The sequence below is a fragment of the Falsirhodobacter deserti genome (assembly GCF_004015795.1).
Lineage (GTDB): Bacteria > Pseudomonadota > Alphaproteobacteria > Rhodobacterales > Rhodobacteraceae > Falsirhodobacter > Falsirhodobacter deserti.
This window is the reverse complement of record NZ_ML137218.1, coordinates 2,278,471-2,292,967: the sequence shown is the minus strand read 5'-3', so window position 1 is coordinate 2,292,967 and position 14,497 is coordinate 2,278,471. Positions and strand designations below refer to the sequence as shown.

General features: G+C 64.3%; 15 protein-coding genes and 1 riboswitch. Of the genes, 5 read left to right on the top strand and 10 right to left on the bottom strand.

From position 1 onward, the window contains the following. Window positions 1–123: 123 nt before the first annotated feature. The 3 genes from msrQ to clpB all read right to left on the bottom strand — a co-directional run bounded on the left by msrQ (window position 124) and on the right by clpB (window position 4,326). Window positions 124–720, bottom strand: a complete 597-nt coding sequence (msrQ, locus tag JX25_RS11540; RefSeq protein ID WP_128255118.1) for a protein-methionine-sulfoxide reductase heme-binding subunit MsrQ — start codon at window positions 718–720, stop codon at window positions 124–126. Beyond that, the gene (msrP, locus tag JX25_RS11535; RefSeq protein ID WP_128255117.1) at window positions 721–1,614 is read right to left on the bottom strand and encodes a protein-methionine-sulfoxide reductase catalytic subunit MsrP; all 894 of its coding nucleotides are present in this window, start codon (window positions 1,612–1,614) and stop codon (window positions 721–723) included. A gap of 102 nt (window positions 1,615–1,716) precedes the next feature. Continuing rightward, a complete protein-coding gene (clpB, locus tag JX25_RS11530) occupies window positions 1,717–4,326 on the bottom strand; it encodes an ATP-dependent chaperone ClpB (RefSeq protein ID WP_128255116.1) in 2,610 nt (869 codons plus the stop codon). Window positions 4,327–4,522: 196 nt separating this feature from the next. Between clpB and JX25_RS11525 the strand changes: the two genes are divergently transcribed. Continuing rightward, entirely contained in the window at window positions 4,523–4,756 is a 234-nt protein-coding gene (locus JX25_RS11525) for a hypothetical protein (protein ID WP_128255115.1), read from the top strand. Here JX25_RS11525 and JX25_RS11520 read toward each other — a convergent pair. Further along, window positions 4,753–5,520 (bottom strand): hypothetical protein, encoded by a 768-nt coding sequence (locus JX25_RS11520; protein WP_128255114.1) that lies wholly within the window; start codon window positions 5,518–5,520, stop codon window positions 4,753–4,755. The two genes, JX25_RS11525 and JX25_RS11520, sit on opposite strands and share 4 nt — an antisense overlap. Window positions 5,521–5,640: 120 nt before the next feature. On the opposite strand from JX25_RS11520, the gene pyrF reads away from it, so the two are divergent. Then, window positions 5,641–6,336: an orotidine-5'-phosphate decarboxylase gene (gene pyrF, locus JX25_RS11515; RefSeq protein ID WP_128255113.1), complete on the top strand. Its 696-nt coding sequence runs from the start codon at window positions 5,641–5,643 to the stop codon at window positions 6,334–6,336. A 43-nt stretch (window positions 6,337–6,379) separates the two neighbouring features. On the opposite strand, the gene JX25_RS11510 is transcribed toward pyrF, so the two are convergent. Together JX25_RS11510 and aroC are read right to left on the bottom strand one after the other, a co-directional pair. Beyond that, on the bottom strand, window positions 6,380–6,664 hold the full coding sequence (locus JX25_RS11510) for a hypothetical protein (protein WP_128255112.1): 285 nt from the start codon (window positions 6,662–6,664) through the stop codon (window positions 6,380–6,382). 121 nt (window positions 6,665–6,785) lie between these two features. Next, window positions 6,786–7,886 carry a chorismate synthase gene (aroC, locus tag JX25_RS11505; RefSeq protein ID WP_128255111.1) on the bottom strand — a complete coding sequence of 367 codons (1,101 nt, stop codon included), beginning with the start codon at window positions 7,884–7,886 and terminating at the stop codon, window positions 6,786–6,788. 93 nt (window positions 7,887–7,979) lie between these two features. Beyond that, window positions 7,980–8,075: riboswitch (TPP riboswitch) on the top strand. A gap of 20 nt (window positions 8,076–8,095) precedes the next feature. Here aroC and thiB point away from each other — a divergent pair. The 3 genes from thiB to JX25_RS11490 are packed head-to-tail and all read left to right on the top strand — an operon-like array spanning window position 8,096 to window position 11,212. Then, complete coding sequence (gene thiB, locus JX25_RS11500; protein ID WP_164876119.1) at window positions 8,096–9,067, top strand: thiamine ABC transporter substrate binding subunit; 972 nt, start codon at window positions 8,096–8,098, stop codon at window positions 9,065–9,067. Then, entirely contained in the window at window positions 9,043–10,539 is a 1,497-nt protein-coding gene (locus tag JX25_RS11495) for an ABC transporter permease family protein (RefSeq protein ID WP_128255109.1), read from the top strand. The genes thiB and JX25_RS11495 overlap by 25 nt, the downstream gene beginning before the upstream one ends. Window positions 10,540–10,555: 16 nt before the next feature. Beyond that, window positions 10,556–11,212: a thiamine ABC transporter ATP-binding protein gene (locus JX25_RS11490; protein ID WP_128255268.1), complete on the top strand. Its 657-nt coding sequence runs from the start codon at window positions 10,556–10,558 to the stop codon at window positions 11,210–11,212. On the opposite strand, the gene JX25_RS11485 is transcribed toward JX25_RS11490, so the two are convergent. The 4 genes from JX25_RS11485 to JX25_RS11470 all read right to left on the bottom strand — a co-directional run bounded on the left by JX25_RS11485 (window position 11,200) and on the right by JX25_RS11470 (window position 14,484). Continuing rightward, window positions 11,200–11,838, bottom strand: a complete 639-nt coding sequence (locus tag JX25_RS11485; RefSeq protein WP_128255108.1) for a cytochrome c1 — start codon at window positions 11,836–11,838, stop codon at window positions 11,200–11,202. The two genes, JX25_RS11490 and JX25_RS11485, sit on opposite strands and share 13 nt — an antisense overlap. After that, on the bottom strand, window positions 11,835–13,118 hold the full coding sequence (locus JX25_RS11480) for a cytochrome b (protein WP_128255107.1): 1,284 nt from the start codon (window positions 13,116–13,118) through the stop codon (window positions 11,835–11,837). The genes JX25_RS11485 and JX25_RS11480 overlap by 4 nt, the downstream gene beginning before the upstream one ends. Further along, a complete protein-coding gene (gene petA, locus JX25_RS11475) occupies window positions 13,115–13,687 on the bottom strand; it encodes a ubiquinol-cytochrome c reductase iron-sulfur subunit (protein ID WP_128255106.1) in 573 nt (190 codons plus the stop codon). Before petA ends, JX25_RS11480 begins: the two co-directional genes overlap by 4 nt. Before the next feature lie 65 nt (window positions 13,688–13,752). After that, entirely contained in the window at window positions 13,753–14,484 is a 732-nt protein-coding gene (locus JX25_RS11470) for a TerC family protein (RefSeq protein WP_241557920.1), read from the bottom strand. Window positions 14,485–14,497 lie beyond the last annotated feature (13 nt).

Sequence of the window (14,497 nt, the reverse complement as noted above, 5' to 3'; positions counted from 1 at the left end):
GTATTTACGGAGACAACTCAAAACCCGCAAGAGGAAAAATGCAAAAATCGTGCGACAGCCATGAAAAACTTCTAAGAACACTATATCTTGTGCCTCACACCCCCGGACACACTATGTTGTATCTCAGGGCCACTGAAGTCGGTGATGCGTCACCCGCAGTGCCAGCAGAATCGCCACCAGAGACAAGTAGATCAACGCCTCGCCGACCCAGACTTTTCCTACCAGAAGGAAATGCAGGGCCCCCGCCACAGCCGCCACATAAACAAGCCTGTGCAGCTTCTGCCAACGCCTGCCGAGCCACCTGATGGACCGGTTGTTGGAGGTGAGTGCCAAAGGCAACATCAGGATCAGCGCGCCCATTCCCGCGGTGATGTACGGACGGCGCAGGATATCGTCCCATATCTGCGGCCAGTTCAGCTGCACGTCCAGAAGAAGCCACGCCGTCAGATGCAGGGCTGCATAGAAGAAGGCAACCAATCCTATCCCGCGGCGAAACCGGACAAGGTTGATGCCTGTCAGCCAGCGCAGCGGACTGATGGCCAGCCCCAACACGATCCATTGCAACGCACGCAGGCCAAGGTCATGTTCGACCGTTCGCACCGGATCGACGCCCAGATCCCCCAGCACACCACGCAACACCAGCCATCCCAGTGGCACGAGGCCTAGAAGATAGATGACCCCGGTCGGCAGCCGCCGCAGCGCGGTGTTGATCCTTTGCACTTAATAGTCCTTCGCCAGATCCTGCCCCGAATAAAGGCTGGCCACCTGATCGCCGTATCCGTTGAACATCACCGTATCCTCCCGGCTGTTGAACAGCCCGCCGCCAATCCGCCGCTCGGTCGCCTGCGACCAGCGAGGATGGCTGACGTTCGGATTCACATTGGCGTAAAAGCCGTATTCACGGTGGTTCGTCCGCTTCCACGTGTTCACGGGCTGATCGGCCGTCAGCGTGATCTTCACTATGCTTTTAATCGATTTGAAGCCGTATTTCCACGGAACCACCAAACGGATCGGCGCACCGTTCTGCTTCGGCATCGGCTCTCCGTAAAGGCCGGTCGCCATGAGGGTCAGCGGGTGCATCGCCTCGTCCAGCCGCAAGCCTTCACGATAGGGCCAGTCAAGAAAGCCCTGCCGCTGTCCCGGCATCTCCTCCGGCCGAAACAGCGTTTCGAATGAAACATAGCGGGCAGAAGGCTGCACCCCCACACGGTCCAGCAGATGTGACAGCTGGAAGCCGTTCCAGGGAATCACCATCGACCATGCCTCGACGCAGCGGAAGCGATAGATCCGCTCCTCGATCGGGCCCATCGCCATCACGTCGGCCAGATCGTAATTGCCGGGGCGTTCGACCAGCCCGTCGATCTGGATGGACCAAGGATCGATCGTCAGTTGACCGGCATTGCGGGCCGGATCGGATTTATCCAGCCCGAATTCATAGAAGTTGTTGTAGTTCGTGATCTCTTCGAAGGTGTTGGGCTTTTCGGTGGTGGAATAACTGGCCGCTAAAGCGCGCGGCGCAATCATCGTGGCCGCCCCTGCAGCCATGATCTGCCTGCGGTTCAACCACTTTGCCTTCGGCGTCACATCGGACCAATTCAGATCATTGCGGAACATGGGCGTCCTCCCTTTCCGCTGATGTTGGCAGGAAACTGCGCAACACCAAGAAAATTCACGTCACGAATGCGTAGGGCGCGGGATCAACCCGCGCCCCCATTCTTAATGCACCACTGCGTCCTGCGGCCGGTCCCGCCGCGAGGCGGAGACACGGTCGCCGATGATGAGGCCCTCCGCGCCGGCGCTGATGTGGATGGTCTGGCCATCCCCCACATCGCCCGACAGGATCATCTCGGCCAGCGGGTCCTGAATGTGCCGCTGGATCACGCGCTTCAGCGGGCGGGCACCGAAGACGGGATCATACCCTTCCTCGGCAAGCCAGTCCTTCGCCGCTGCATCCAGATCCAGCGCGATCTTGCGCTGCGCAAGGCGCGCTTCAAGCCGCCGCAGCTGGATATCGACGATACCCGACATGTCGGCGCGCCCCAGACGATCGAAGATAATCGTCTCGTCCAGACGGTTCAGGAATTCAGGGCGGAAATGCCCGCGCACCGCTTCCATCACGGCCGCACGTGCCGCCGATGAGTCGCCCCCGTCCGGCAGAACGCTCAGCGCATGCGCACCGAGGTTGGAGGTCAGAACGATCAGCGTCTGCTTGAAATCCACCCGCCGGCCCTGACCATCGGTCAGCACGCCATCGTCCAGAACTTGAAGCAGAACGTTGAACACGTCCGGATGCGCTTTCTCCACCTCGTCGAACAGCACCACCTGATAGGGACGGCGCCGCACAGCCTCGGTCAGCACCCCGCCTTCGTCATACCCGACATAGCCGGGAGGCGCCCCGATCAGCCGGGCGACGGCGTGCTTCTCCATGAACTCGCTCATGTCGATGCGGACCATCGCCTGATCGTCGTCGAACAGGTATTCGGCAACGGCCTTTGTCAGCTCGGTCTTGCCCACGCCCGTCGGGCCAAGGAACAGGAAGCTGCCCAGCGGACGGTTTTCATCGTTCAGCCCCGCCCGCGCGCGGCGCACGGCATTCGCCACCGCCGTCACAGCCTGCTTCTGCCCGATGACGCGGCGGCCAAGCTCGTCCTCCATCTTCAACAGCTTCTCACGCTCCCCTTCCAGCATCTTGGATGTGGGGATGCCGGTCCAGCGTTCCACCACCTCGGCGATCTGTTCGGGGCGGACGGCTTCCTCCACCATCAGGCCATCGGACGCATCCGCTTCGGCCAGCTGCTTTTCCAGCGCGGGAATGGTGCCGTATTGCAGCTCCCCCGCCTTGGCGAAGTTGCCCTCGCGCTTGGCAACGTCCAGTTCGGCCCGCGCACGGTCCAGCTGTTCCTGCGTATTGCGCGAGGCTTGCAGCTTGTCCCGTTCGGCCTGCCACTTGGCGGTCATGGTTGCCGCGCGGTCGCGCAGATCGCCCAGATCCTTTTCAAGCCGTTCCAGCCGGTCCTGAGAGGCTGCATCGTCTTCCTTCTTCAGCGCCTCCTGCTCGATCTGCATCTGCAGGATCTGCCGGTCCAGCGCGTCCAGCTCCTCGGGCTTGGAATCCACCTCCATCCGCAGCCGGGACGCGGCTTCGTCCACGAGGTCGATCGCCTTGTCCGGCAGGAAGCGGTCGGTGATGTAACGGTGCGACAGGGTCGATGCCGCGACAAGTGCCGAGTCCGAGATCCGCACACCGTGGTGCAACTCATACTTCTCTTTGATGCCACGCAGGATGGAGATCGTATCCTCCACCGTCGGCTCCTCCACCATCACGGGCTGGAAGCGGCGGGCAAGGGCGGCGTCCTTTTCCACGTACTTGCGGTATTCATCCAGCGTGGTCGCGCCGACGCAATGCAGCTCCCCCCGCGCAAGGGCGGGCTTGATCAGGTTGGCGGCATCCATCGCGCCATCGGCCTTGCCCGCACCGACAAGGGTGTGCATCTCGTCGATGAACAGGATGATCTCACCGGCGGCGGCCTCGATCTCCTTCAGGATGGCCTTCAAACGCTCCTCGAACTCACCGCGATATTTCGCGCCGGCAATCAGTGACCCCATGTCCAGCGCCATCAGACGCTTGTTGCGCAGCGATTCCGGCACGTCGCCATCCACGATACGCAAGGCCAAACCCTCGGCGATCGCGGTTTTGCCCACGCCCGGTTCCCCGATCAGGACCGGATTGTTCTTGGTGCGCCGCGACAGGACCTGCATCGTGCGGCGGATCTCGTCGTCGCGGCCGATGATCGGGTCGATCCGGCCCTGCTCTGCCGCTTCGGTCAGATCGCGCGCGTATTTCTTCAGCGCATCAAAGCTGTCTTCGGCGCTGGCGCTGTCGGCTGTCCGGCCCTTGCGGATATCGTTGATCGCGGCATTCAGCGTTTGCGCCGAAACCCCGCCCGCCACCAGCGCGTCCTTCGCCTTGGAGGCGACAAGCACCAGCGCTGTCAGCACACGCTCCACCGGAACGAAGCTGTCACCGGCCTTCTTGGCGACCTGCTCCGCCTCGTCCAGCACCCGGACCAGCGCCGGATCCATGAAGGGCTGCGCATCGCCTGAAACCTTCGGCAGCTTGCCCACGGCCAGATCGACAGCCTCCACCACCCGCTTGGCGTCACCGCCCGCGCGCGCGATCAGGTTCGAGGCAAGCCCCTGATCGTCATCCATCAATGCTTTCAGCAGATGCTCGGGTGCCAGCCGCTGGTGGCTTTCCCGCGTTGCAATGGTTTGCGCCGCCTGCAAGAAGCCGCGCGACCGCTCCGTGAACTTTTCCAAATTCATCGGCCATTCTCCTTTTACCAAGCCCCCGCGCCCGGTGCCCGCCCTTGCGGCACACCCCACGGGTCTCAAGGGGACAGATGAGCAACCTCCATCGCCCTTTCAAGCGTCACTGCGTCGTGATGCGACTTTTATGTCAGGGTCGGAACAATGAAGAACATTCGGGGTTGACAGGTCAGCACGATGAAGGACCACAGCCATGCGCGTACTTTCTGCACAGATTGATCATGCCCGCTATGCCCGCGATTTCGGGATGGTTGAGGCGATGGTGACCCTTCTGATCAAGGAGGAGGGCCGACCCGTCCCGTTCGAAGTTCGCATCCGCACCGCCGAGCCCAGCATCGGCGAGAACCTTCGCCAGCGCCTGCTGGACAGCGCCAAAGCCCTTTATGCCGCCCGCGTCGAAGGGAACGGCATGGAACGGGCCGCTTAACGGCCTTTCGGCACGACCAGCTTCGGCGGGCGTGCCGCTTCTGCCGCCTTGAACAGCGAAAACGTCTGGTTGACGTAGTTCACCACGCCGGAAATCTTCTCCAGATAGGCGGACAGTTCTGCGGTCCGCTCGGCCTCGACAAGCTGCACCGGCCTGTCGGGGCCGTCCGCTTCGAACTGGACATAGAACAGCGGCTCTCCCCGCCGAAGGACGATGTCCGTTGATAGGTCATGCCATTCGAACGCCCACATCAGCGGGCGCGGCCAAAGGTCGATGGGAAAACGCCCGCCGAAGATCGTCCCCGGCAGCGGATCGGGGCGGTAATGCGCGAATGTCCCGACCTGCGTGACATAAACGGTTTCATCCGCGATGAAGCAATAAGGCAGCGAAAGCTGAACTGTCGGACGATCCGGAAAGCGCCATTCGCTTTCGTTCACCATCGTCACCATCTCCGCCAGCTTGGAGGAGCGTACGGGGCTGGCAGTTCCCATCCGGTTCACAAGAACAGCCTTGCCCTTGTCCTCGCGGGCAAATCCCAGATGCAGATCGTAGGGGCACCTCACCACGAAGTACCGGCTTTCCATCTGCACGACAGCGGGGCAGCGAGCGGCGCTTTTGGCATGACCCCGGTTGGGCGGGCGCTGGATCAGCCGCTCTGGCGGGTCAAACAGGATCGCGCCTTTGTCCGATGTCAGGAACCAGCCCACCGTGACAGGTCCCGAACGTGGGCCTTCCGGCCTGTCATGTGTGATCGTGATCTGCATGTGCCTGCCCTTTTGCGGCAAGGATCACCGCGCAGGCGCTGGTGTCAACGCTTTCCGCGTTGACAGGCGGGCCGGATCGCCCCATCCCCAGCGCGATCCACAGCCCCCGGAGGTTTCCCCATGTCCGACGACCGCCTTATCGTAGCGCTTGACGTACCCAACCTGGTTCAGGGGCTGACACTGGCCGACAAGCTGGGCGATGCGGTGTCCTTCTACAAGATCGGCCTTGGGATGCTGACCGGTGGCGGCTTTGCCCTTGCGAACGAATTGAAGCATGAACGCGGCAAGCGCGTCTTTCTGGACATGAAGTTGTTCGACATCGGCGCCACGGTCGAGGCGGCGGTTCGCGGCATCGCCCAGCATGGGCTGGACTTTCTGACGGTTCACGGCGACCCGCAGGTGGTGCGCGCCGCAGCGCAGGGAAAATCCGGCAGTGACACGAAGATCCTTGCCGTGACGATCCTCACCTCGCTGGACCGTGCCGATCTGGATGCCAACCTGATCCGCCCCGGCGACATTGTCGAGATCACCGTGGAACGCGCGGCCCGCGCACTGGAGGCGGGAGCGGATGGCGTCATCGCCAGCCCGCAGGAAGCCGCCCTGATCCGGGCGCTGCCCCAAGCTGCCGGCAAGCTGATCGTGACGCCGGGGGTGCGGCCCGCAGGTGCGGCTTCGGGTGATCAGAAGCGAACCGCCACACCTGCCCAAGCCGTACGCGACGGGGTGGATCACATCGTGATGGGCCGCCCGATCCACGCGGCGGCAGATCCGCAGGCGGCCGCGCGGGCGGTTCTGGAAGAAATGCGTCACGCATAAAAAAGGCGGCCCAAGGGCCGCCCTTCTTAATCCTGCAGAAACATTATGGCGCGGTGCCGGTTGCCGTACCTGCACCCGTTTCAGGCGCGATGGTCGTTTCGGGGACGGCGGGCGTGGTGGTGGTGGGATCGGTCGCGGTCGTTTCCTCCATCGCCGTAGGGGCGGTGGTGGTTGCAGCGTCATCCCCGCCCGAGAAGGCGAACCACAGGATCGCCAGAAGCGCGATAACAGCTGCCACGATCAGGAAGATCGAACTTCCCGAGCGTTCAGCCTGGACGGTCTTCGGTTGGGTCCGGTCAAGGTCCCGATCGTTGCGAAAGTCAGCCATGAGTCTGCTCCTTGGTCTGTCTGACACAACAACGTCACATCATCGCGAATGTTCCACCGGCCCGCACGAAACGCCTGAGAACAAGGGCGTTCAGCGCCAGGCCCGAATTCGCTGGGATTTCCTATCCGATGCGGCCGCGCACGCCGCCCGTCTGCCCCCGGTCCAGCAGCAGGTGATCCAGCAGGACGCAGGCCATCATCGCCTCGGCCACGGGAACGGCCCGGATACCAACGCAGGGATCGTGCCGGCCCTTGGTGATCAGCTCGATCTCCTCGCCCGCCTCGTTCACGGTGCGGCGCGGCGTCAGGATCGAACTCGTTGGCTTCACGGCAAAGCGCACGACCACGTCCTGTCCCGTGGAGATGCCACCGAGAATGCCGCCTGCATGGTTTGACAGGAAGTGCGGACCATCCGGCCCCATCCGCATCTCGTCGGCATTTTGCTGGCCTGTCAGGGCGGCGGCGGCCATGCCTTCCCCAATCTCCACCCCTTTCACGGCATTGATCGACATCATCGCGGCGGCCAGATCGGTATCCAGCTTGCCGTAAAGCGGGGCCCCAAGCCCCGCCGGCACACCCGAGGCGACAAGCTCGATAACGGCACCAACGGAATCATGCGCCTTGCGCAGATCGTCCAGATACTCCGCCCACTGGTTTGCGGCGGCGGGATCGGGGCACCAGAAGGGGTTGTTTTCCACCTCTGCCATGTCGAAACGGGCGCGGTCGATGGAATGGGGGCCCATCTGCACCATCATGCCCGTGATCCGCAGATCCGGCACCAGTGCCGACAGCGCCGCACGCGCCACCCCGCCCGCAGCCACCCGCGCCGCCGTTTCCCGCGCGGAAGACCGGCCGCCACCGCGATAATCGCGCAGCCCGTATTTCATGTGATAGGCCACATCGGCATGACCCGGGCGGAAGCTGGTGGCGATATCGCCATAATCCTTGGACCGCTGATCGGTGTTTTCGATCATCAGCTGGATCGGCGTTCCGGTCGACCGCCCTTCGAAGACACCCGAAAGGATCTTCACCTCGTCCGCCTCTCGCCGCTGCGTCGTGAAACGGCTGGTGCCCGGCTTGCGGCGGTCCATCCAATGCTGGATCGCCTCCGCCTCGATCGCAACGCCGGGGGGGCACCCGTCCACGGTCGCGCCCAGCGCGGGTCCGTGGCTTTCGCCCCATGTCGTGACGCGGAACAGATGGCCGAAGGTGTTGAAGCTCATGGCGGGTCTCCTATCCACGGCAGGCATAGGGGAAAGCCGCGCCTTGGAAAACCCGTTTCACGCTGGACAGCGCGGCAGGGCGGGCCTAGATCAGTCGCAACCTCGGGGTGCCTTCGGGCTGAGATGCGATGCGAACCCGTCGAACCTGAACCGGCTCATACCGGCGGAGGAAAGGTGCAAGCGCAGGACCTCTTCGCCAGAACGGAGGAATGATGCGCCTTCTGTCCGCTTTTCTGTTCCTGCCCGCCATGGCCGCTGCCCAGGATCGCCCTGTGCTGACGGCGATGACCTATGACAGCTTCGTCACCGAATGGGGTCCCGGCCCCGAACTTGAACGTTCGTTCGAAGCGACCTGCGGCTGCGATCTGCGCTTCGTTGCGCCGGGCGATGCCGCGGCAATGCTGTCGCGCCTGCGGCTGGAAGGGCCGCGCAGCGAGGTCGATGTCATCATCGGCCTTGATACCAACCTGATGGGGGCCGCCCGCGAGTCCGGCTTGTTCACGACACTGGAAGGAATGCCCGCCACCGATCTTCCCGTGGAATGGACAGATTCTACCTTCCTGCCTTTCGACTGGGGCTGGTTCGGCTTTGTGATGAACCGCAACATGCCCATCCCCGCCAGCATGGCTGAACTGGCCGATTCGGACCTGCGGGTGGTGATTCAGGATCCACGTTCCTCCACCCCCGGCCTTGGCCTCGTTATGTGGATGAAGGCTGCTTATGGCGATCAGGCGGGGGCCATGTGGGAACGGCTTGCCGATAATATCCTGACCGTCACCCCCGGCTGGTCCGAAGCCTACGGCCTTTTCACCGAAGGCGAGGCGGATGCGGTGCTGTCCTACACCTCCTCCCCCGCCTATCACATTCTGGCCGAGGGGAATTCCAGCAAGGTCGCGCCGATCTTCACCGAAGGGCATTACCTGCAGGTGGAGGTGGCGGCAAAGCTGGCCGGCAGCGACCAGCCCGATCTGGCCGACGATTTCCTGCGTTTCCTTCTGTCGGACGAGGCACAGAAGGTGATCGCGACAACGAACTGGATGTATCCCGCACGCGAGGTGGACCTGCCCGAGGCTTTCGCCGGATTGCCCCGCCCTGAAAAGACCCTGTTCCTGCCACCCGATCAGGTGGAGGATCTGCGTGACGCCGCGATTGACGAATGGCAGGCCGCGTTGTCGCGCTGATCGTCACGCTCCTGACCCTTGGGCCGCTGGCGCTTGTTGCGTGGCGGGCCGAGGGGGGATGGGGCGCGGACTGGCCCGCCCTTCGCTTTACGGTGACGCAGGCGGCGGTGTCGGCGGGCCTGTCGGTCCTGCTGGCGGTGCCGGTGGCGCGTGCGCTGGCGCGGCGGCGGTTTCGCGGACGCGGGGCGTTGATCGCGCTTCTGGGGGCTCCCTTCCTTCTGCCGGTGATCGTGGCGGTTCTGGGGCTGCTGGCCGTCTTTGGACGGTCGGGCCTGCTGAACGGGGCCCTGGGGGTGGCGGGGCTGCCCAACGTGCAGATCTATGGCCTGCATGGCGTGGTGCTGGCGCATGTGTTCCTGAACATGCCGCTTGCGGTTCGGCTGATCCTTCAGGGCTGGCAGGCGATTCCGTCCGAACGCTTCCGCCTTGCGCTCTCCCTTGGGTTCGGGCCGCGCGACATTGCCCGCCACCTGGAACGCCCGATGCTGCGCGAGGTCCTGCCCGGAACGGCCGTTGTCATCTTCGCCATCTGCCTGACCAGCTTTGCCGTGGCGCTGACGCTTGGCGGCGGCCCCCGCGCGACCACGGTGGAGCTTGCGATCTATCAGGCGCTACGCTTCCAGTTCGATCTGGGGCGGACCGCCAGCCTTGCCGCATTGCAATGCCTGATCTGCGCTGCCGCCGTGCTGCTGGCCATGCGGCTGAGCGTGCCGCCGGGATTCGGAAAGGGCCTTGACCGGGTGGTGGCCTTCGCGCCCCCCGGCTGGCGGCGGATAGCCGATGCGCTGGTTCTGATGCTGGCCACGCTGTTCATCGCCTCGCCCCTTGCGATGATCGCGGCGCGGGGGCTTCCGGGGATGATGGATCTGCCGCAGGCCGTATGGGCGGCGGCGGGCCGGTCGGTTCTGGTTGCGCTGGGATCCACCGCCTTGACGGTGGCCGCGGCTTTGGCACTGGCGGGCGGGGGGCGCGGCATGGGGCTGATGGCCACTTTGCCCTTGGCCGCCTCCTCCCTCGTCATGGGTACGGGCCTTTTCATCGCGATCTGGCCCTTTATCGCGCCCGAGCGGGTGGCCCTTCCGGTCACGCTTCTGGTGAACGCGGTTCTGGCACTTCCCTTCGCCTATCGCATCCTTGCGCCCGCCATGGGGGCCTTGCGCGCGGATTACGGCCCCTTGGCCGACACGCTGGGGCTGCGGGGGATGTCGCGGCTGCGCTGGCTGGTCCTGCCGCGCTTGCGCCGCCCGCTTGGCTTTGCGGCGGGCGTCACGGCCGCGCTGTCTATGGGTGATCTGGGGGTCATCGCCTTGTTCGCGGCACCCGACGGGCCCACGTTGCCACTTCTGGTCCAGCAGCTGATGGGCGCCTACCGGATGGAGCAGGCAGCGGCGGCGGCCCTGCTGCTGGTTCTGCTGTCCTTCGGCCTGTTTCTTCTGTTCGACTGGGGAGGCCGCCGTGGCTCTGACCTTTGATGCTACCTTGATCCGCATGGACGATTTCCGCCTGATCGCCGACTGGCAGATCGGAAAGGGGGAGAGGGTGGCAATCCTTGGCCCCTCGGGCGCGGGAAAATCCACGCTGCTGATGGCGCTGGCAGGCTTCGTGCCCCTTTCCGCGGGCCGGATCACGTGGGAGGGGCAGGACATAAGCCGCCTGCCTCCCGACCGCAGGCCGGTCGCGATGCTGTTTCAGGACCAGAACCTGTTTCCGCACCTGACGGTCGGGCAGAACGTGGGCCTTGGCCTGTCCCCCCGCCTGCGGCCTGATGCGAGGCAGCGCAGCCGCGTGGCGCAGGCACTCGCGCAGGTCGGGTTGCAGGGAATGGAGGCGCGCCGCCCCGCCCAGCTTTCGGGGGGGCAGCAGGGGCGCGTGGCGCTGGCCCGCGCACTGTTGCAGGACAGGCCGGTTCTCGCACTGGACGAACCCTTCGCGGCCCTTGGCCCGGCAATGAAGGCAGACATGCTGGATCTGGTGACCAAACTGGCAGGGGAGCGGATCGTGCTGATGGTGACGCATGATCCCGCCGACGCGCGGCGGCTTGCAGGCCAGACGGTCGTGGTTTCGGACGGAATGGCACATCCCCCGGCCCCGACGGCCCGCCTGCTGGACAATCCGCCGCCCGCCTTGCGCGCCTATCTGGGCTGACGTCGCCAAACCTCGCGCGTGGTCAGCCACAACAGCCCTGCCAGCACGATCAGCAAACCCACGGACACAAAGCCCGTGCGTTTGCGCGCCACCATCTTCGGTTCCGCCGCCCACATCAGGAACGCGGCAACATCTTCGGACATCTGCGCCACGCTTGCTTCCGTTCCATCGCGGTAGGAAACAAGCCCGTCCACCAGCGGCGGCGGCATAGCGATGGGGCCGGTTTCGGCGTTGCCATAAAGCAGGGTACCTGCCTCCTCCACCTCGGTCCCGTCATATCCGGTCAGAAGGGCCCGCACATGTTCCGGCCCCTTTGCATGCGCCTTGGCAATCAGGCTCAGATCAGGGGCTTCGGGAAGGGCAGAGGCGGGAAAGCGGTCGGGCGCCGCCAGCCCAAGCATGTCCGCATAGGCGCGAACCTGCTCGGGCGGCAAGGCCGGGCCATCCGCGTCGCCGAGCGTCCGGATCGCCACCTGCCGCAGCCCGTGGCAGGCCGCGCAGCTTTCGGTGAACACCTGCAATCCGCGCTGAAGCTGCGCCGCATCATAGGTGCCCAGCGGCCCGTCGAAGCTGAACGCCGCCGCTGGCGAGGCAAGGCACAGCGACAAAAGCGTAGCGCGGATCATGACGCAGCCTCAATCGTCGGGGGCAGGGGGCGCGTGCGTTCGCGCCGCGACAGCAGCGGCAGCACAATCAGGAAAAAGCCGAACCAATAGGCGGTGCCCAACAACGACAGGGTTGCCACCCTGGCCGTGGGCATCTGGCTGCCGCACCATGTCAGCAGGGCGAAATCCAGCACCAGCACTGCGAACGCCACCCGGAAGGCGGGCCGGTAGCGCCCTGAACGCACCGGGGAATGGTCCAGCCATGGCAGCGCCAGCAGCACGGCAAGAGAACCAAACAGCGCCAGCGCCCCGAACAGCCTGGCATCCACCAGCCCGAAGGTCGCGACCTCGGCCACCTGCACCAGCCACAGATCGGACGTGAAGGCACGAAGAATGGCGTAGAAGGGGGTGAAGTACCATTCCGGGACAATATGGGCCGGGGTGACCAGCGGATTGGCCGGCACATAGTTTTCCGGATGGCCAAGCGCATTCGGCGCAAAGGCGGTCAGTGCGAAGAAAGCTGTCAGCACCACCGCCAGCGCCAGAAGGTCCTTCAGAACGAAATAGGGCCAGAAGGGCAGCATGTCGCGGCGCATCCCCTCCTCGTCCAGCCGCGGATCAACGCCGGTCGGATTGTTGTTCCCCGTCGTGTGGAAGGACCAGATATGCAGAAGCACCAGCGCCACTGCCACGAAGGGCAGCAGCCAGTGCAGCACGAAAAAGCGCACCAGCGTGGGGTTGCCCACCGCAGGCCCGCCAAGAACCCAGGCCTGAAGGCTTTCGCCCACCCAAGGAATCGCGCCGAACAGGCCGGTGATGACCGTGGCGCCCCAAAAGCTCATCTGGCCCCAAGGCAGGACATACCCCATAAAGGCCACGGCCATCAGCAGCAGATACAGCATCATGCCGATGATCCAGGTCAGCTCTCTCGGGCTTTTGTGGCTGCCGTAATAGATGCCGCGCGCAATGTGGAAATAGATCGCCACAAAGAACAACGAGGCACCATTGGCGTGCAGGTAACGCAGGAAATGCCCGCCATTCACATCGCGCATGATCCGTTCGACGCTGTCGAAGGCATGGTCGACATGGGGCGTGTAATGCATCGCCAGCACCACGCCTGTCACGATCTGCATCACAAGGCAGAACAACAGCACCATTCCCCAGATCCACATCCAGTTCAGGTTGCGCGGTATGGGGAGGGTCAGCGTGGCATGAACCAGCGCGGGCAAGGGAAGGCGATCCTGCATCCAGCGGCCAAGGGCCGTTCCGGGGGCATAGGGCGGGCGGGGCAGGCGGCTCATGCCGCCGTCCCCAGCCGGATGGTGGTGCCGTCGATGAAGGCCGCGACGGGAATGTGCAGGTTCTCGGTCGCGGGGCCGCGGCGGATGCGCCCGGCCGTGTCATAATGCGATCCGTGACACGGGCAGAACCACCCGCCGAAATCGCCAGCCTCGTTTCCCAAGGGCACGCACCCCAGGTGCGTGCACACGCCCATCATCACCAGCCATTCGCCTGCCGGATCAAGGCTGCGGTTTTCATCCGTGGCCGGCGCTGCGCCTTCCAGATTCGCATTCTCGGCCAGCGGATCGGGCAGATCGGCAACCTCCACGGCGCGGGCGGTGGCGATCTCCTCGGCGGTACGGCGGCGGATGAAGACGGGCTTGCCCTGCCACTGAACCGTGATCTGCTGCCCCGCCTCCACGCCTGACACATCAACAAGAACCGAGGCGAGCGCGCGCGTGTCGGCGGCGGGGTTCATCTGGTCGATCAGGGGGATCACCGCGGCGCCGGTTGCCACGCATCCCGCACAGGCGGTGGCGGCAAACAGCAGATCACGGCGGGACGCGGCGGGGTCTTCGGTTTCGGACACGGGAACAGGTTGCCCTTTCTTCGCTGGCCTTCAGCCATAGCCAAAGGCCGCCCGCAGGTCCAGCGTCAGGCCTTCCGCCTGCGCCGGTTGCGCGCAACCATGTTCAGCGCCTCCACCAGCGCCGAGAATGCCATCGCGGCATAGATATACCCCTTGGGCACATAGAACCCGAGGCCTTCGGCAATCAGCGTCGTTCCGATCAGCATCAGGAAGGACAGCGCCAGCATGACGATCGTGGGGTTATGCTCGATGAAACGGGCCAGCGGGGTGGCAGCCAGCAGCATCACCGTCACGGCCACCAGAACGGCGATGACCATGACCGGAACATGCGGCGTCATGCCTACGGCCGTGATGATGCTGTCGATGGAGAACACGAGGTCCAGCACCAGGATCTGCACGATCGCGGACCCGAAGCTCATGCCAGCCGCGCCGACCATCGTTTCCCCGTGATCAACAGGGTCCATGGCGTGGTGGATCTCCTTTGTCGCCTTCCAGACAAGGAACAATCCGCCCGCGATCAGGATCATGTCCTTCCACGAGATTTCGTTGCCCAGCACGGTGAACACGGGCTCGGTCAGTTGCACGATCCACGAGATGGTGGCCAGCAGCCCGAGGCGCATGATCAGCGCAAGGCCGATGCCGATGCGGCGGGCCCTTTCGCGATGCTCCTCTGGCAGCTTGTTCGTCAGGATGGAAATGAACAGAAGGTTGTCGATGCCCAGCACCACCTCCATCACGATCAGCGTGACCAGGGCAACCCACACAGTCGGGTCAGAAAGAAGGGCAATGATATCCACGTGCTACGCTCCG